The sequence below is a fragment of the Pseudomonas aylmerensis genome (genome assembly GCF_001702265.1).
Taxonomy (GTDB): Bacteria; Pseudomonadota; Gammaproteobacteria; order Pseudomonadales; family Pseudomonadaceae; genus Aquipseudomonas; species Aquipseudomonas aylmerensis.
The window spans coordinates 157,831-175,179 of sequence record NZ_MAUE01000012.1; the positions used below are offsets into that span (position 1 = coordinate 157,831).

Genomic DNA, 17,349 nt, shown 5'->3' on the forward strand with positions numbered 1-17,349 from the left:
GTTTAGATGTTCGCGTCGAGGAAAGCTTGCAGCTGGGACTTCGACAGCGCGCCGACCTTGGTGGCTTCGACGTTGCCGTTCTTGAACAGCATCAACGTAGGGATACCACGCACGCCATGCTTGGCCGGGGTTTCCTGGTTGTCGTCGATGTTCAGCTTGGCAATGGTCAACTTGCCTTCGTAGGTGGTTGCAATGTCGTCCAGGACCGGAGCGATCATTTTGCAAGGGCCACACCATTCAGCCCAGTAGTCAACCAGCACCGGGCCAGCAGCCTTGAGTACTTCGGCCTCAAAGGTCGCGTCGGTGACGTGCTTGATAAGATCGTTGCTCATGGATGTCTCCGGATTGTAAGCAAAAAAAACGTTGCCCATCATAGCCGCCCTTCCCCCGTTCAGGAAGCCGCCTCTGATTGAGTCTTCCTATGATGGCGCATGAGTTTGGGTATGGCCCGACTCAGGGCGTGACGGGCGTCACGAAGGCGATGCCAGTGCGCAATGCCGCATTGCGCACGTGTTCCTGCATGGTTTTTTGTGCCGCCGCACTGGCGCGACGGGCCAGGGCGCGCAGGATCCTGCGGTGCTCCTGCCAGGTCTCCATGGCCCGCTCCGGCCGGATGAACGGTAGTTTCTGGCTCTCCAGGAACACCTCGGCGCTGGCACTCAGGATGCTCACCATCGCCTGATTGCCGCTGGCCAGGAGGATGCGCTGGTGGAATTCGAAGTCCAGCCGGGCCGCCGCTTCAAAGTCACCGGCCTTGAGCACCTTGCGCATCGCCTCGACGTTATCTTCCAGGCTGTCCAGCTCATCGAGGGTCAAGGTCATCGCCGCCAACCCTGCCGCAAACCCCTCGAGGGCGTAGCGCAACTGGAAGATATCCAACGGCGTGGCCTGCGCCGCGAAGGGCCAGGCAAACCCCGGCGCCTCTTCTGCCGCCTGCACGAACACGCCCTTGCCTGGCTGCACGCTGACCACCCCCAGGGCACTGAGGGACGACAACGCTTCGCGCAATGACGCCCGACTCACCCCCAACTGCACCGCCAGGTCGCGCTGGGACGGCAGGGCGTCGCCCGGCCCGAAGCCTTGCTCCTTGATCAGTTTACGGATGGCCTGCAGGGCCGCTTCCGGTACGGCTTGGGCGATGGAATTCATAAAAAACTCAAGGTTCTCGTCATCAGAGCGGCTAGTTGTAAAGCTATTCGAAGGCCACGGCAAGCCACGCCCCAAAGGGGCTCGCGGGGTTTTACCGGCGCTCGAAAAAGGTGCGAAAAGCCATCTGACTGTTCAGACCAGTAAGACCACCAAACCTCAACAAATCCCGGCCCTTCAGACGATTCCGAGAGGGCTGGCATGGGCTGTGCACTGAGCAAAATCAGAAAATTCCTTCGCCCTTCTCGGAGAGTTGCCATGACCAAGCGCTACAGCGCCCTGCTCACTGCCCTGTTTGCCAGCCTGATGCTGAGCCAGGCACCCGCCCAGGCCAACGGTCTGGACGATATTGTCGCCCGTGGCACCCTAAAGGTCGCCGTGCCCCAGGACTTCCCGCCCTTCGGCTCAGTCGGCCCGGACATGAAGCCTCGCGGCTTGGACATCGACACCGCCAAGCTGCTGGCCGACCAGCTCAAGGTCAAGCTGGAACTGACCCCGGTCAACAGCACCAACCGCATTCCGTTCCTCACCACTGGCAAGGTCGACCTGGTGATTTCCAGCCTGGGTAAAAACCCCGAGCGCGAAAAGGTCATCGACTTCTCCCGGGCCTATGCACCGTTCTACCTCGCCGTATTCGGCCCGCCTGACGCGGCGATCAGCACCACCGACGACCTCAAGGGCAAGACCATCAGCGTGACCCGTGGCGCCATTGAAGACATCGAGCTGACCGCCGTGGCACCCAAAGAGGCCACGATCAAGCGCTTCGAAGACAACAACTCGACCATCGCCGCCTACTTGGCCGGCCAGGTCGACCTCATCGCCAGCGGCAACGTAGTGATGGTGGCGATCAGCGAGCGCAACCCGAAACGCGTGCCGGCGCTGAAAGTGAAACTCAAGGATTCGCCGGTGTACGTCGGCGTGAACAAGAACGAGCCGGCGTTGCTGGAGAAGGTCAACCAGATCCTGGTCGCGGCAAAAGCTGACGGCAGCCTGGAAAAGAATGCAATGCAATGGCTGAAAGAGCCACTGCCTGCCGATCTGTGAAGCGGAGCTGATTGATGGCCTATCAATTCGACTTTGTGCCGGTGCTGGCCAATACCGACCTGCTGTTGCGCGGCGCGCTGTTCACCCTTGAGCTGACCGCCATCGGCGCCATCCTGGGGGTAGCCCTGGGCACCGTCGGCGCGGTGGTGCGGGCGTGGAAGATCCAGCCGTTTGCGTGGTTCTTCGGGGTGTACGTCGAGTTGATCCGCAACACGCCGTTCCTGGTGCAGTTGTTTTTCATCTTCTTCGGCCTGCCGTCCCTGGGGCTGAAGATCACCGAATGGCAAGCCGCCGTGCTGGCGATGGTGATCAACCTGGGGGCCTACTCCACCGAGATCATCCGCGCCGGCATCCAGGCCATCCCGCGTGGGCAACTGGAAGCCGCTGCGGCGCTGGCAATGACGCGCTTCGAGGCGTTCCGCCATGTGGTGCTGCTGCCGGCGCTGGGCAAGGTGTGGCCGGCCCTGAGCAGCCAGATCATCATCGTGATGCTCGGTTCGGCGGTGTGTTCGCAGATCGCCGCCGAGGAGTTGAGCTTTGCCGCCAACTTTATCCAGTCGCGCAATTTCCGTGCGTTCGAAACCTATGCCCTGACCACCCTGGTGTACCTGTGCATGGCGCTGATGATTCGCCAGTTGCTGAACTGGATCGGCCGCCGGTTTGTGATGAGGAACAGCCGATGAGTGATTTCTCCTTCTGGGACATCGTGCGCAACCTCGCCATCGGCTTGCAGTGGACGTTGCTGCTGTCGCTGGTGGCGTTTATCGGCGGCGGCGTGATCGGCTTGTTGGTGATGACGATGCGCATCAGCCGCAAAGCCTTCCCGCGCAATGTCGCCCGCACCTACATTGAACTGTTCCAGGGCACGCCGCTGTTGATGCAGCTGTTCCTGGTGTTTTTTGGCATTGCCCTGCTCGGGGTGGATATTTCGCCGTGGCTGGCAGCCGCGATTGCCCTGACGCTGTTTACCAGCGCCTACCTCGCCGAAATCTGGCGCGGCTGCGTCGACTCCATCGCCCACGGGCAATGGGAAGCCTCGGCCAGCCTGGCGTTGAACCCGTTGGAGCAACTGCGCTACGTGATCCTGCCGCAAGCCCTGCGGATTGCCGTGGCGCCGACCGTGGGTTTCTCGGTGCAAGTCATCAAGGGCACCGCGGTAACCTCGATCATTGGCTTCACCGAGCTGACCAAGACCGGCGGCATGCTCGCCAACGCCACCTTCGAACCATTCATGGTCTACGGCCTGGTCGCCCTCGGTTACTTCCTGCTCTGCTACCCCTTGTCCCTCAGTGCCCGCTACCTGGAAAGGAGACTGCATGCCTCTGCTTAGAATTTCCGCCCTGCATAAGTATTACGGCGATCACCATGTACTCAAGAGCATCGACCTGACCGTCGAAGAAGGCCAGGTGGTGGCGATCATCGGCCGCAGCGGCTCGGGCAAGTCCACCTTGCTGCGCACACTCAATGGCCTGGAATCCATCAACGACGGCGTGATCGAAGTCGATGGCGAGTACCTCGATGCCGCCCGTGCCGATCTGCGCAGCCTGCGACAGAAAGTCGGGATGGTGTTCCAGCAGTTCAACCTGTTTCCGCACCTGACGGTTGGCGAAAACGTAATGCTCGCGCCGCAGGTGGTGCAGAAAGTGCCGAAAGCCAAGGCGGCCCAACTGGCCCGGCAGATGCTGGAGCGCGTCGGGCTGGGCGAGAAATTCGATGCCTTCCCCGATCGCCTGTCCGGCGGCCAGCAACAGCGGGTCGCCATCGCCCGCGCCCTGGCCATGTCGCCCAAGGTACTGCTATGCGATGAAATCACCTCGGCCCTCGATCCGGAGTTGGTCAATGAAGTGCTCAGCGTGGTACGCCAACTGGCCAAGGACGGCATGACCCTGATCATGGTGACCCACGAGATGCGCTTCGCCCGGGAAGTGGGCGACAAACTGGTGTTCATGCACCAGGGCAAGGTGCATGAAGTGGGCGACCCCAAAGTGCTGTTCGCCAACCCGCAAACCCCTGAGTTCGCCAACTTCATCGGCTCAGTGGAGCAGCCGGACTGACCAGTTCGAAACGGCCCTGCCCCTCCAGCACTGTCTGGCTGCGTACCTGCAGGGCACTGGTGGGCAGGTCGGTATCGATTTCGACCTGAGCCGTCAGTCGCTTGCCGGCCGCCTGAGCCACCAGGACCTGGCCTGGCAACAACTGCCCGTCGGCGGTCTCACCAGGCCGATGTGCCAGCGTCCACTCGACAACGCGCCCATCCACCTGGGCCTGCAGGAGAGCCAGGCGAAAGCGCCCCTGCCGGCCAAACAGATACCCTTGCCCGTCTGCTGCGCCGATAAATCTCACGCCGATAGCCGAGGGCTCCACACACAGCACATTGAGCTGCACCCTGCGCTTACCGAGGGCAAGCAAGGGGCTTTCGGCACGCGACTCGTTGCGGATGACGCCATAGTCGATACGCGGCTGGCTGACGGACAGCCGGCAGTTTTCTGCCTGTACACCCTCAGCGATCAACACCGTACAGAACAGGGCAAGACACTTGGTCTTGAACTTAAAGGACATGGCACACCGCCGAGGTTGTCTCATAGAATTTGTCATTGTCGGCCTCGGCCTCGGGAACAACGTTGAGCCGGCAAGAGGATGAGTCCGGCAGTGCAACCCTGAGGTCTAGCGAGTCATTGACGTCATTCAGGAAGATCATGCCGTCACCCACCACACTGGTCAGGAAGCGCTTGTTTTTGTCGAACACCGCAGCGCCCTGTGGCAGCGCTTGGCCTTGCTCATCAGTGGCGGTGAGCAGTACACGGCGCACGCTCACCACATCGAATGCCACGGTATTGACCGACCCTCGCCCGGCAGCCAGCACTTGGGTGCCGTTTTTCAGGTCAACGCGTTTTGGCAGGGACTGGGTCTGCACTTCAATGCGGCTGTCGGTATAGGCGGGCAAGCCCGGGATTACGGCCTGTCCGCTGAAGTCCGTCCATACCGGGCCGTACGGGGTGTCGAGCTTCGCAGCGCCGATATTGCCCACCGATGCAATGCCAAATGTGTCCTGCACCGCATACGGCGAGAAGGTCACCCCGCCGGCGTGAGCCACCACGCCACCCTGTAACTGCCCGTTGTATAGAGTGCCCAGCGGGTCCTGGCTGACGCCCAGGCCGACCCGCGTGTAACGTGGCATCAGCTCCACCTGGCCGCGCATCGATTGCTCGCGGGCACTGAGGTCACGCTCGACGCCCACCTCGTAATTGACGTAATCATTGACCCGCTCACTGAGCGCAGTGCCGGCACGGGATTGATCACCACGCCGACTGATATAGCTGTTCACGCGACGGTCACTGCCCAGCGGCACGCTGACCTGCAGCCGCACGGACAGATCATTGTCCAGGGCCGCATCGCGACGATTGTCATCGCGTGTGCCGTCACGGCGTGACTGACGGCCGCCCACCTGTGAGTCGGCCACCAACGCGACATCGGCGTGCCGGAACGATTTATTCCACGATGCAAACACATGGTCGGCCGATTGCCCATCAAACTGGGCACTGCGGGTATAGCCCAGGGAAAATGCTCCCAGGGTGGTGTCGACCCAGCTCACACCTGCCGTGTACTGATTTTTGAAACGCGCATCCAGGTCATCGACCCTGGCTGAGCGGCCCGCTTCATGGACTTCGCGATAGCCACGGGTCTGCGTGGTCGCGCTGAGGTTGACGTCCACATTGGCGTGGACCGGGCTGCTCACCGATACGCTGCTGCGAGCCCCGGATACCGCGTCACGGCTATCACGAGACACGTTATGGCGAGCCCCCACGGAAACCCGCTGGAACAGCACACTGCCCAGGGTGCCACCTGCCGACCAATATTCATCGGTGCTCAACAAGCCAAGGCCGGCGGACGAATCGCGTCCCAGGCCCCACGTGCCGCTGCCCATGGCGACCACCGGCGTGGGGCCTTGTTCATGTGCATTCTTGCGCACCTTGCCCAACGAGAAATAATACCCAGGTGCCGCCGGCGTACTCCCTGCGAACGACGCCGCCGGCACCACGAAACTGCGCTTGGCGCCCCGCACATCGATGACACTGACCTCCAGGTCGCTGGTGCTGTTGAGCAACGGCAAACCGGTCAGCCGAAAGGGGCCTTCGGGCACCAGCGTGCTGTGAATCAGCACGCCGGACTGGCGCACCTCAATGCGCGACTGGCTTTGGGCCAACCCCTCGACCACGGCGTTGTTACTGCCTGCCGGCGCTCGCGATTGGCCATCGGGAGAAAACTGCACGCCGGATAACTGCAGGCCACCAAACAGCGGGTTGTTGCTGGAGAGTTGCCCCACCTGGAAGGTCGATTGCAACGCACTCAGGTCTCGCTGGGCGTAGGCGTACAGGTGCTCGTTGCGGGCCACACCGTTGTCGGATACATAGAATTGGCGGCTGCGAACAATCCAGTCGCCGAGGTTGAAGCCGGCCTCGGTATAGGCCGAAACGAAGCGATTGGGTCCACTGTCCGAATAGCTGTTGAACCCCTGTACGTCATAGTTGAATAACGCCGCCGCACCACCCCGGGCAAATTGCCCCGCCTCCCATTGCGGCTCACGCAGTGATCCGGTGGGCACCACCAACGCGATCTCCTCGTTGCCGGGGCGCAGGCGCACCATCGTCGTCGGGAACGCGCCAAGGAAGTCATGGCAAGCCTGGTCTGCAGTCGCGCCTTTGTGAAGCACGCGGCCAGGCTCGATCAACCCGGCTTTTTCCAGCAGCCCCTTGGTAAAACACAATTGCCCCTGGGCGTCGAACCGAGCATCGACCAACCCCAGCGGATTGCCATTGACCTGCAGCCCCACCACCTGCACGCCCTCGCGAAAGCGCGCGGCACTGCGAAAGTAGTCGGAGACCTTCGGGTCGATACCGTGGGTGGTGAGTGCCGCGAGGTCGAACCCCTCCCCCAACTCCAGCGCCGGGGCGAAGCCGGGCAGCCCCCATAGCGTCGCCATCCCCATCAATAGCGTGGGTCGGCGCGGCCACACAAAAGCCACACGCCTGTTATTCGACTGGTTGTTCATCGGTCGATCAACCCTCGTCGGCATTGATCAGGGCCCGATAGCTATCCGCCGAAAACCCGTAGAGCGTGGCCGGCCTGATCTCGACGCCCGTCACGCCCTCCAGCGCGCCGTCGACCTGCACCGCAAGCGCTTCCCCCGGCAACACATAGGTGCGCGGCAAGGTGGCGAGCCCCCCTTGGGGCAGCAACTGCACCTGTGGCTCCAGGCGTACCACGTAAGCGCTGTCGTTGTGGACCGTAAGACTTTTGCCCGCACGCTTCCACTTCAGCAGCTCCCAGGGCGTGTCGTGCACAGGAAGATCCTTTGGGTGCAGGATCAGCGGTAAATTCTGCCGCAAGGTGATACCAATCGTCGCACCGCCTGGGCCGCGTGCCTGGGGGATGCCCTCGAAAGACACCCGCTTCAATCGCTGGGTCTTCAGGGGTTCCTTCAATGTGGCGATAAAACGTACCAACTGGGTTTCACCCGCCTCCACGCGTGTGATGGGCGGCGTCACGATCAACAGAGGCTCGACGTCTTCGGGCACATTTTCCACGACTGAGTGAAGTAGCGCCGGCCCAGGGTCGGTATTCTTGATATTTATCGTTGCTTCGCCCTGTGCTTCATAAAGCACAACGACGGTGGTTTCCGGCAACATGCCATCCGCGAGGGCAACACTGTTAAAACACAACAACAAACCTGCACAAAACAACCGCGCATTATTTATGACTGAAAGACTAAGCACCCAGTATTCCCCACGACATAAGTTGGCGATTGATAATCAGGCCCGGATAAAACAGCCGACAAGAAATACACACATTTCTGATCGGCTATCATTCAGTCGCTTAGATGTAACTCAACTCAAGTGTTGCGCGCCCATCAAGGGTAATGTCACGACTCAAGTCCAGGTCTTGCGCCCTGTTGATCACTGCGCGCACCGCAATGGTCCCGGTCAGCTGAGGAATCGAGGCCGGGGAAATCGCAGTGCCGCTGCGCCACGAGTATTGAGAGGGCGATTGGGCAACCTTACCGTCGCTGCTCTGCCAGCCACCGGAACCGACACGCATGATCGGAAACAGCGTCGCAGTGCTTGTCCTCAGGTCCCTGAGGGTGACCGCAAAGCCGCCGGTGCGCCGACCAGACACCATGCCCAAGCCATAGTTATGCGTTTCGGTATAACCCGAACCCAATGCATTGAGGATCCCCGAGACCTTGCTGGCGGACTGCAGGTCGACAAATCTCAGTCCGAACGTCATGGGTGTGCTGCCGCAACTGACGCTCAGGGGCGTGGTTCGTTCGGCCAGGGGGTTGAAGGCGGTCTGCTGCAACGTGCCCGAGGGAATATCGCCGTAGTTGATAATCCCGCCACCGGTCATGCTGAGGTTGCAGGCTGTGGGCTTGATAGTGCCCCTGACAATCAGCTCGGCACTGGTGGACGCATGAACATTGAGGGCGCCAGCCAGGCACGCGATACCAAGAGTCAATCCAACAATTTTTTTCATAATCGACCTGTCATCTAAAGTTAGGAGGCGCCTTTATTTGCGCTTGAATAAACAAGCCATAAATAAATAACACCACGGCAAGATTGCCGAGTGACAGTCTGTCGCTTTGATGCCCGAACAAAGAATAAGACGACACCGTGATTACTGTGGGAGTGATATAAACAAACTGTCATCTGAGCGCGCCGCAACAGTAGTCCCGAACCACTTAACGAATAGAACCCTGACGTTTAATTTGTAGGCGAAATCATAATCAGCCGTCCATAAGCACGAAGTTATATATTCCTACAGCTTCCAACGACTGTGCTAACAGTGGTGCGGAAAGTTTGACTACATTTCCTACAGTAATCGCCTACAGACGACCTGAGAGAAATTCCCGCAGCACTACGCGTTGGCGTTGGCGGTCGATCGTGGCACGATGGCAAGGTTATCGACCGAGACCCCCAAACCATGCCGCAATCCCAAGCCAAGAATCTGTCCCTGATCGCCGCCATCGACCTGGGCTCCAACAGCTTTCACATGGTCGTGGCCAAGGCCCAGAACGGCGAAATCCGCATCCTTGAGCGGCTCGGCGAGAAAGTGCAACTGGCCGCCGGGATCGACGACGAGCGTCAGCTCAATGAAGAATCCATGCAGCGCGGGCTCGATTGCCTCAAGCGTTTTGCCCAACTGATCAACGGCATGCCCCTGGGCGCCGTACGAATCGTCGGCACCAACGCCCTGCGCGAAGCACGCAACCGCGGCGAATTCATCCGCCGCGCCGAGGAAATCCTCGGGCACCCGGTGGAGGTCATCTCCGGCCGTGAAGAGGCGCGCCTGATCTACCTGGGTGTCTCGCACACGCTGGCCGACACACCGGGCAAGCGCCTGGTCGCGGACATCGGCGGCGGCAGTACCGAGTTCATCATCGGCCAACGCTTCGAACCACTGCTGCGCGAAAGCCTGCAGATGGGCTGCGTCAGCTTTACCCAACGCTATTTCAAGGACGGCAAGATCACCCCGGCACGCTACGCCCAGGCCTACACGGCGGCGCGCCTGGAGATCATGAGCATCGAACACGCCCTGCATCGCCTGACCTGGGATGAAGCCATCGGTTCGTCCGGCACCATCCGTGCCATCGGCCTGGCCTTGAAAGCCGGCGGTCATGGCACCGGCGAGGTCAACGCCGAAGGCCTGGCGTGGCTCAAGCGCAAGCTGTTCAAACTGGGCGATGCCGAGAAAATCGACTTCGACGGCATCAAGCCCGACCGTCGCGCCATCTTCCCGGCCGGCCTGGCGATCCTCGAAGCGATCTTCGACGCCCTCGAGCTGCAACGCATGGACCACTGCGACGGCGCCTTGCGCGAAGGCGTGCTCTACGACCTGCTGGGCCGTCACCACCATGAGGACGTGCGTGAGCGTACCCTCAGCTCGCTGATGGAGCGTTATCACGTCGACCTGGAGCAGGCCGCCCGTGTCGAGCGCAAAGCCTTGCACGCATTCGACCAGGTGGCCGAAGACTGGGACCTCGAAGACGGCGTATGGCGTGAGCTGCTGGGTTGGGCGGCCAAGGTGCATGAAGTGGGCCTGGATATCGCCCACTACCATTACCATAAGCATGGCGCCTACCTCATCGAGCACTCGGACCTCGCCGGGTTCTCCCGCGAGGACCAGCAAATGCTCGCGCTGCTGGTGCGCGGCCATCGCCGCAACATCCCCAAGGACAAGTTCGCCGAATTCGGCGACGAAGGCATCAAGCTGATCCGCCTGTGCGTGCTGCTGCGCTTTGCGATCCTGTTCCACCACATCCGCGGCACCCAGGAAATGCCCCAGGTGACCCTGCGCGCCAACGGCGAGAGCCTCGACGTGGTGTTCCCGAAAGGCTGGCTGGACGAGAACCAACTGACCCAGGCGGACTTCGCCCAGGAAGCGGAGTGGCTGACGCGGGTGGGGTTCAGCCTGAACCTGCGCTGACCTCGAAGCAGGCAGCTAGCGTGGCATGAGGGCTTGTTGTCTGTGCCAAGCGGGCCTTGTTGGAGTAGGCAAGCGTGTTGTCTGTGGCAAGTAGGCCTTGTGTGGGTGGCAAGCGAACTTCTTGTGGCGAGCGGGCTTGCCCCGCGTTGGGGCGCGAAGCGGCCCCATCAAGCCACCGAGGAGCGTCAGTCAGAGCGCGTTTGCAGGTTTTGGGGCGGCTGCGCCACCCAACGCGGGGCAAGCCCGCTCACCACAAACAGCCCACTCCCCACAAAAGGCCCGCTCACCACAAAGAGCCCGCTCCCCACAAAAGGCCCGGTCACCACAAAAAAGCCCGCTCGCCACAATAATTGGGCTACACCCAGCACAAAAAAACGGCCCTTAAAGGGCCGTTTTTCATGCTGCCAGGTAAAGCCTCAATTCACCGAGAGGATCGGGCTGCCCAACTTCTCCAGCAACGTCGCCTGCGCGCTGCGCGGGTTCTGGTTGCCGGTTGGCGTGTTGCGCACGTAGCGGCCGTCCGATTGCAGGCTCCAGCTGTGGGTGTTGTCGGTGAGGTAGCTTTCCAGCTCCTTCTTGACCCGCATGATCAGCTTCTTGCCTTCTACCGGGAAACACGTCTCCACACGCTTGTCGAGGTTGCGCTCCATCCAGTCGGCGCTGGAGAGGAACATCTGCTCCTCGCCGCCGTTGAGGAAGTAGAACACGCGGGTGTGCTCCAGGAAGCGGCCGATGATCGAGCGCACATGGATGTTGTGCGAGACGCCGGCGATGCCCGGGCGCAGGCAGCACATGCCACGCACCACCAGGTCAATGCGCACGCCGGACTGGCTGGCCTTGTACAGCGCGCGGATGATCTTCGGATCGGTCAGCGAGTTGAACTTGGCAATGATGTGCGCCGGCTTGCCGTCGAGGGCGAACTGGGTCTCGCGGGCAATCATGTCGAGCATGCCCTTCTTGAGGGTGAACGGCGCGTGCAGCAGCTTCTTCATGCGCAACGTCTTGCCCATGCCGATCAACTGGCTGAACAACTTGCCGACGTCTTCGCACAAGGCGTCGTCGGAGGTCAGCAGGCTGTAGTCGGTGTAGAGCTTGGCGTTGCCGGCGTGATAGTTGCCGGTACCCAAGTGGGCGTAGCGCACGATCTCACCGGCTTCACGGCGCAGGATCAGCATCATCTTGGCGTGGGTCTTGAAGCCCACCACGCCGTAGATCACCACCGCGCCGGCGGCCTGCAGGCGGCTGGCCAGTTGCAGGTTGGATTCTTCGTCGAACCGCGCACGCAGCTCGATCACCGCGGTGACTTCCTTGCCGTTACGCGCCGCGTCGACCAACGCATCGACAATCTCCGAGTTGGCGCCGGAGCGGTACAGGGTCTGGCGTACGGCCAATACATGCGGGTCCTTGGCGGCCTGGCGCAGCAGGTCGACCACCGGGGTGAAGGACTCGAAGGGGTGCAGCAGCAGGATGTCCTGTTTGCTGATCACGCTGAAAATGTTTTCGCTGTTTTGCAGCAGTTTCGGGATCTGCGGGGTGAACGGCGTGTATTGCAGCTCCGGATGGCTGTCCAGGCCGGTGATGCTGAACAGGCGCGTCAGGTTTACCGGACCGTTGACTTGATACAGCTCGGTCTCGCCCAGGTTGAACTGCTTGAGCAGGTAGTCCGACAGGTGCTTGGGGCAGGTATCGGCCACTTCCAGGCGCACCGCGTCGCCGTAGCGCCGCGAGAACAGCTCGCCACGCAGGGCACGCGCCAAGTCTTCGACGTCTTCGGAGTCCAGCGCCAGGTCGGCGTTACGGGTCAGGCGGAACTGGTAGCAGCCCTTGACCTTCATGCCCTGGAACAGGTCATCGGCGTGAGCGTGGATCATCGACGAAAGGAATACATAGTTATCGCCAGGCCCACCCACCTCTTCCGGTACCTTGATGATCCGTGGCAGCAAGCGCGGCGCCGGGATAATCGCCAGGCCCGAATCGCGACCGAAGGCGTCGATACCTTCGAGCTCGACGATGAAGTTCAGGCTCTTGTTCACCAGCAACGGGAACGGGTGCGTCGGGTCGAGGCCGATCGGGGTGATGATCGGCGCGATTTCGTCGCGGAAGTAACGGCGCACCCAGGTCTTGATCTTGGTGGTCCAGTGACGACGACGAATGAAGCGGACCTGATGTTTTTCCAGTTCCGGCAGCAGGATGTCGTTGAGGATCGCGTACTGGCGGTCCACATGGCCGTGCACCAGCTCGCTGATGCGCGCCAGCGCCTGGTGCGGCTGCAGGCCGTCGGCGCCGGCTTGTTCACGGGCGAAGGTGATCTGCTTCTTGAGGCCGGCGACGCGAATTTCGAAGAACTCGTCCAGGTTGCTGGAGAAGATCAGCAGGAATTTCAGCCGTTCCAGCAACGGGTAGGACTCATCCAGCGCCTGCTCCAGCACGCGGATATTGAATTGCAGTTGTGACAGCTCGCGGTGGATGTACAGGCTGCTGTCATCCAGGTTGGTCACCGCGACCACCGGCGCCGGCACAGGCGGCTCGGCCACCACGGCAGGCGCGGCCGGCTCCAGCTCCGGCGGGGTCTCGGTGACTTGTTCCACCACCGGGTGAGCGTCTTTTACGGCAACTTCGGAGAGTCCTTCGGTATTCATCGAGTGTTCCTGTGAGGGCTATTGTTGCTCTCTAAGCAATTGGGCAGCGCGGGCGGCGAAGTAGGTCAGGATGCCATCGGCGCCAGCACGTTTAAAGGCAGTCAGGGATTCAAGGATCACCCCTTCACTCAACCAGCCATTCTGGATCGCGGCCATGTGCATGGCGTATTCACCGCTGACCTGATAGACAAAGGTCGGCACTTTGAATTCCTCTTTGACCCGGTAAAGGATGTCCAGGTAAGGCATCCCGGGCTTGACCATCACCATATCGGCACCTTCGGCCAGGTCAGCGGCCACCTCGTGCAGGGCTTCGTGGCTGTTGGCCGGGTCCATCTGGTACGAGGCCTTGTCGGCCTTGCCCAGGTTCAGCGCCGAGCCCACCGCATCGCGGAACGGGCCGTAATAGGCACTGGCATACTTGGCCGAGTAGGCCATGATCCGCACATTGACGTGGCCCGCCAGTTCCAGGGCTTCGCGAATCGCCTGGATGCGGCCGTCCATCATGTCTGACGGCGCCACCACCTGGGCGCCCGCTGCGGCGTGGGACAAGGCCTGCTTGACCAGCGCGTCGACGGTAATGTCGTTTTGAACATAGCCGTCTTCGTCGAGAATGCCATCCTGGCCGTGGGTGGTGAACGGGTCCAACGCCACGTCGGTGATCACCCCCAACTCAGGGAAACGCTCGCGCAGGGCGCGGGTGGCGCGCTGGGCGATGCCTTGCGGGTTCCAGGCTTCGGCAGCATCCAGCGACTTGAGCCCAGGCGGCGTGACCGGAAACAGCGCCAGCGCCGGAATCCCCAGCTCAACCCAGTTCTGCGCCTCGATCAGCAACTGATCAATGGTCAAGCGCTCTACACCCGGCATCGACGCCACCGCTTCCCGACGATTGTCACCGTCCAGCACAAACACCGGCAGGATCAGATCGTTCGTGGTCAGTACGTTTTCACGAACCAGACGACGAGAAAAATCATCACGGCGATTGCGGCGCAGGCGGGTGGCAGGGAACAGGCGATTGGCAGGGGTAAAGCTCACGACAGACTCCTGAGCCCGTGTTTACGGGCGAGCGTTGCAGTTATAAGCGGCCATTATGACGAAGGAATGACAGTTGTGCTTATCGATGCGACCTGTAGTCGCATTCGTCGTTTATGTAGGAATTGTTCACTTCGTGACACATCTCGATACTTTCATGAATGTTCGCGAAGGCGTAGGCTGCGCGTTCATTTCGCCAGCACCCAGACCATGCTTCAACAATTTCTGCATGACTTCGGCTACTTTGCCCTCTTCCTAGGCACGTTCTTCGAAGGCGAGACCATCCTGGTTCTCGCAGGCTTCCTGGCGTTCCGTGGATACATGGATATCAACCTGGTGGTCGTGGTTGCCTTCTGCGGCAGCTACGCCGGCGACCAGTTGTGGTATTTCCTTGGGCGCAAGCACGGCCGCAAACTGTTGGCGCGCAAGCCGCGCTGGCAATTGATGGGCGACAAGGCCCTGGAGCATATCCGCAAGCATCCGGATATCTGGGTGCTGAGCTTCCGTTTTGTCTACGGGTTGCGCACGGTGATGCCGGTGGCGATCGGTCTTTCGGGCTATCCGCCGGCGCGCTACTTGATCCTCAACGGCATCGGCGCCGCGATCTGGGCTGCCGCCCTGGGGGCTGCGGCCTACCACTTCGGCGCAGTGCTGGAAGGCATGCTCGGCAGCGTCAAGAAGTACGAGCTGTGGGTGCTGGGCGCCTTGCTGCTGCTGGGCTTCGGCCTGTGGCTACGCCGCCGCTTCAAGAACGCACGGATTGCGCGCCAGGCGTGTGAGGATGCCAAGGCCCGGCTCGCCGCCGAGCCGGTCCCCGTCGAGACGCCTAAGACACCAGCCGAGTAAGCCGGCTTCTGCAGCAGTAGAGGCCGATCACGCTGAGCAGGCTGTAACTCGCCAGCCCCAGCCAGCCCAAGCTGCTGGCCGGCCATAGCCCGACCAGCGGCGCCAGCCACACCAGTGGCACATTCAGCGCCAGGCGCACCAGTTCAGCCTTCAGCGCCCACGGGCGATTCTCCAGGGCGACGCCCAGGGTAAACAGTCCCAACGCCATCGCGCCCCAGCCCAGCACCAGCGCCTGCGTGGGCAGCCCCTCGCCGAAATTCATCAGATAGCTGCCAAACCCCACATACGCCGCAAACTGCAGGGCGACGTACACCTGCTGGCGCGCGTCCAGCGGCACCTCGAATTTGCGGAACTGGGCGAGGTCCGGCTTGGCCAACGGATACTTCGCTTTCACATCCGCCGGCCGCCAGCCGGTGCGCATGAACCAGATACGCATCTTGTCCCACACACTCTCGGTGCGCCGCGCATCACTCCACAACTGTGCATAAAACTGCAGGTTGGCCCACAGCGGATTCCAGCTGGCCAGGGGTGTGGTGACGCCAAAGATCACCGGCTCGTTGTCGTCCTCTTCCTGAAAGCTGCCGAACAGCCGGTCCCAAATAATGAACACCCCGCCGTAGTTGCGATCCATGTAGAGAGCGTTCTGTGCATGGTGGGCCCGATGATTGGACGGCGTGACGAAGAACCATTCGAACCAGCCAAGCTTGGGCACATGGCGGGTGTGCACCCAGAATTGGTACAGCAGGTTGAGCGACGCCACGCTGATAAACACCACCAGCGGCACGCCGAGCACGGCCAGGGGGAGATAGAAGATCCAGCTCAGCAGAAAGCCGGTGCTGGTCTGGCGCAAGGCCGTGGTGAGGTTGTAGTCCTCGCTCTGGTGATGCACCGAATGCGCGGCCCAGAGGATGTTGCGCTCATGGCCGCAGCGGTGCAGCCAGTAATAGCAGAAGTCGTAGAAGACGAAGGCGAATACCCAGGTCCAGACGCTGTGGGCCGACAGCTCGATCACGGCCAGGTGCTTGAGTGCAAACGCGTAGGTCAACAGCCCTACGCCCTTGGTGAGCAGGCCCGTGGTGGTGGACAGCACGCCGGTGCTGAGGCTGTTGATGGCATCTGCCACACGGTAGTTGCGCTGCCCGCGCCAACGATCGGCGAGCAGCTCCACCACGATCAAGGCAATGAAAAACGGTACCGCGTAAGGCACGAAGTCCATGGTCTGGTCCGGTCTATTTTTGTTACATCAAGATTAGGTGCAGCGGCGCGAGATCCCATTGGCAACAGATGACAAATTAGTAGACATTTAACGCCAAGACCCTAGGAGAAATGCCCATGAGCAAAAAGATTGCAGTGATCCTTTCCGGCTGCGGCGTGTATGACGGCGCAGAGATCCACGAAAGCGTGATCACCCTGCTGCGCCTGGACCAGCGCGGCGCTCAGGTCCAATGTTTTGCCCCGGATATTGCGCAACTGCATGTGATCAACCACATCACCGGTGAAGAGATGCCCGAATCACGCAATGTACTGGTGGAATCTGCCCGTATCGCCCGGGGCGAGGTGAAGGACATTCGCGACGCCAACGCCGACGAGTTCGACGCGTTGATCGTGCCCGGCGGATTTGGCGCGGCGAAAAACCTGTCGAACTTTGCCGTCGAAGGCGCCGGTTGCAGCGTCAACCCACAGGTGTTGGAGCTGGCCGAAGCCTTTGCCGAAGCGGGCAAGCCGGTGGGGCTGATCTGCATCTCCCCTGCCCTGGCCGCGAAGATCTACGGCCCTGGCGTGACCTGCACCATCGGCAACGATGCCGACACCGCCGCCGCCCTCGACAAGATGGGCGCCACCCATCACGAATGCACGGTGGAAGACATCGTCGAGGACAAGGCGCGCAAGCTGGTGAGCACACCGGCGTACATGCTGGGCAAGAACATCAGCGAGGTGGCGTCAGGCATCAACAAACTGGTGGATCGCGTGCTGGAGCTGACGCACGAGAACGACTGACCCGTTAATTGTGGCAAGCAGCTCGTTGTCCGTGGCGAGTGGGCTTGCCCCACGTTGGGGTGCGCAGCAGCCCCAGTGGGGCACCGCGGTCATTCAGACACAACGGGGTGACTGGTTTCAGGGCGGCTGCGCCACCCAACGCGGGGCAAGCCCGCTCGCCACAATA

At 61.3% G+C, this 17,349-nt stretch carries 16 protein-coding genes; 7 read left to right on the top strand and 9 right to left on the bottom strand.

What is annotated here, in order from left to right:
• Positions 1-2: 2 nt before the first annotated feature.
• Both trxA and BBG20_RS08985 read right to left on the bottom strand, forming a co-directional pair.
• The gene (gene trxA / locus BBG20_RS08980) at positions 3-332 is read right to left on the bottom strand and encodes a thioredoxin TrxA (RefSeq protein ID WP_015886460.1); all 330 of its coding nucleotides are present in this window, start codon (positions 330-332) and stop codon (positions 3-5) included.
• 121 nt (positions 333-453) lie between these two features.
• Entirely contained in the window at positions 454-1,149 is a 696-nt protein-coding gene (locus BBG20_RS08985; RefSeq protein WP_065902368.1) for a FadR/GntR family transcriptional regulator, read from the bottom strand.
• A 255-nt stretch (positions 1,150-1,404) separates the two neighbouring features.
• Here BBG20_RS08985 and BBG20_RS08990 point away from each other — a divergent pair, with 255 nt between their 5' ends.
• Genes BBG20_RS08990 through BBG20_RS09005 form a run of 4 tightly spaced genes read left to right on the top strand, consistent with a single transcriptional unit; the run spans position 1,405 to position 4,244 of the window.
• A complete protein-coding gene (locus BBG20_RS08990) occupies positions 1,405-2,190 on the top strand; it encodes a transporter substrate-binding domain-containing protein (protein ID WP_065902369.1) in 786 nt (261 codons plus the stop codon).
• A gap of 14 nt (positions 2,191-2,204) precedes the next feature.
• Entirely contained in the window at positions 2,205-2,873 is a 669-nt protein-coding gene (locus BBG20_RS08995) for an amino acid ABC transporter permease (RefSeq protein ID WP_065902371.1), read from the top strand.
• On the top strand, positions 2,870-3,520 hold the full coding sequence (locus BBG20_RS09000; RefSeq protein ID WP_065902373.1) for an amino acid ABC transporter permease: 651 nt from the start codon (positions 2,870-2,872) through the stop codon (positions 3,518-3,520). The genes BBG20_RS08995 and BBG20_RS09000 overlap by 4 nt, the downstream gene beginning before the upstream one ends.
• Positions 3,507-4,244, top strand: coding sequence for an amino acid ABC transporter ATP-binding protein (locus tag BBG20_RS09005; RefSeq protein ID WP_065902374.1), 738 nt, complete (start codon positions 3,507-3,509; stop codon positions 4,242-4,244). The genes BBG20_RS09000 and BBG20_RS09005 overlap by 14 nt, the downstream gene beginning before the upstream one ends.
• Here BBG20_RS09005 and BBG20_RS09010 read toward each other — a convergent pair.
• The 4 genes from BBG20_RS09010 to BBG20_RS09025 all read right to left on the bottom strand — a co-directional run bounded on the left by BBG20_RS09010 (position 4,216) and on the right by BBG20_RS09025 (position 8,721).
• Complete coding sequence (locus BBG20_RS09010; RefSeq protein WP_065902375.1) at positions 4,216-4,749, bottom strand: DUF1120 domain-containing protein; 534 nt, start codon at positions 4,747-4,749, stop codon at positions 4,216-4,218. The genes BBG20_RS09005 and BBG20_RS09010 overlap by 29 nt on opposite strands.
• Complete coding sequence (locus BBG20_RS09015; RefSeq protein ID WP_065902889.1) at positions 4,739-7,177, bottom strand: fimbria/pilus outer membrane usher protein; 2,439 nt, start codon at positions 7,175-7,177, stop codon at positions 4,739-4,741. The genes BBG20_RS09010 and BBG20_RS09015 overlap by 11 nt, the downstream gene beginning before the upstream one ends.
• Positions 7,178-7,247: 70 nt before the next feature.
• Positions 7,248-7,964: a fimbria/pilus chaperone family protein gene (locus BBG20_RS09020; protein WP_083221350.1), complete on the bottom strand. Its 717-nt coding sequence runs from the start codon at positions 7,962-7,964 to the stop codon at positions 7,248-7,250.
• A 100-nt stretch (positions 7,965-8,064) separates the two neighbouring features.
• Positions 8,065-8,721: a DUF1120 domain-containing protein gene (locus tag BBG20_RS09025; RefSeq protein ID WP_065902377.1), complete on the bottom strand. Its 657-nt coding sequence runs from the start codon at positions 8,719-8,721 to the stop codon at positions 8,065-8,067.
• Between the two features lie 447 nt (positions 8,722-9,168).
• Between BBG20_RS09025 and ppx the strand changes: the two genes are divergently transcribed.
• The gene (ppx, locus tag BBG20_RS09030) at positions 9,169-10,671 is read left to right on the top strand and encodes an exopolyphosphatase (protein WP_065902379.1); all 1,503 of its coding nucleotides are present in this window, start codon (positions 9,169-9,171) and stop codon (positions 10,669-10,671) included.
• A gap of 416 nt (positions 10,672-11,087) precedes the next feature.
• On the opposite strand, the gene ppk1 is transcribed toward ppx, so the two are convergent.
• Positions 11,088-13,310 (bottom strand): polyphosphate kinase 1, encoded by a 2,223-nt coding sequence (gene ppk1 / locus BBG20_RS09035; protein WP_065902381.1) that lies wholly within the window; start codon positions 13,308-13,310, stop codon positions 11,088-11,090.
• Between the two features lie 18 nt (positions 13,311-13,328).
• The gene (gene hemB, locus BBG20_RS09040; protein ID WP_065902384.1) at positions 13,329-14,342 is read right to left on the bottom strand and encodes a porphobilinogen synthase; all 1,014 of its coding nucleotides are present in this window, start codon (positions 14,340-14,342) and stop codon (positions 13,329-13,331) included.
• 207 nt (positions 14,343-14,549) lie between these two features.
• On the opposite strand from hemB, the gene BBG20_RS09045 reads away from it, so the two are divergent.
• The gene (locus BBG20_RS09045) at positions 14,550-15,185 is read left to right on the top strand and encodes a DedA family protein (RefSeq protein WP_065902385.1); all 636 of its coding nucleotides are present in this window, start codon (positions 14,550-14,552) and stop codon (positions 15,183-15,185) included.
• On the opposite strand, the gene BBG20_RS09050 is transcribed toward BBG20_RS09045, so the two are convergent.
• A complete protein-coding gene (locus tag BBG20_RS09050) occupies positions 15,166-16,401 on the bottom strand; it encodes a sterol desaturase family protein (RefSeq protein ID WP_065902386.1) in 1,236 nt (411 codons plus the stop codon). The two genes, BBG20_RS09045 and BBG20_RS09050, sit on opposite strands and share 20 nt — an antisense overlap.
• A 116-nt stretch (positions 16,402-16,517) precedes the next feature.
• Between BBG20_RS09050 and elbB the strand changes: the two genes are divergently transcribed.
• Positions 16,518-17,183, top strand: coding sequence for an isoprenoid biosynthesis glyoxalase ElbB (gene elbB, locus BBG20_RS09055; protein WP_065902388.1), 666 nt, complete (start codon positions 16,518-16,520; stop codon positions 17,181-17,183).
• Positions 17,184-17,349 lie beyond the last annotated feature (166 nt).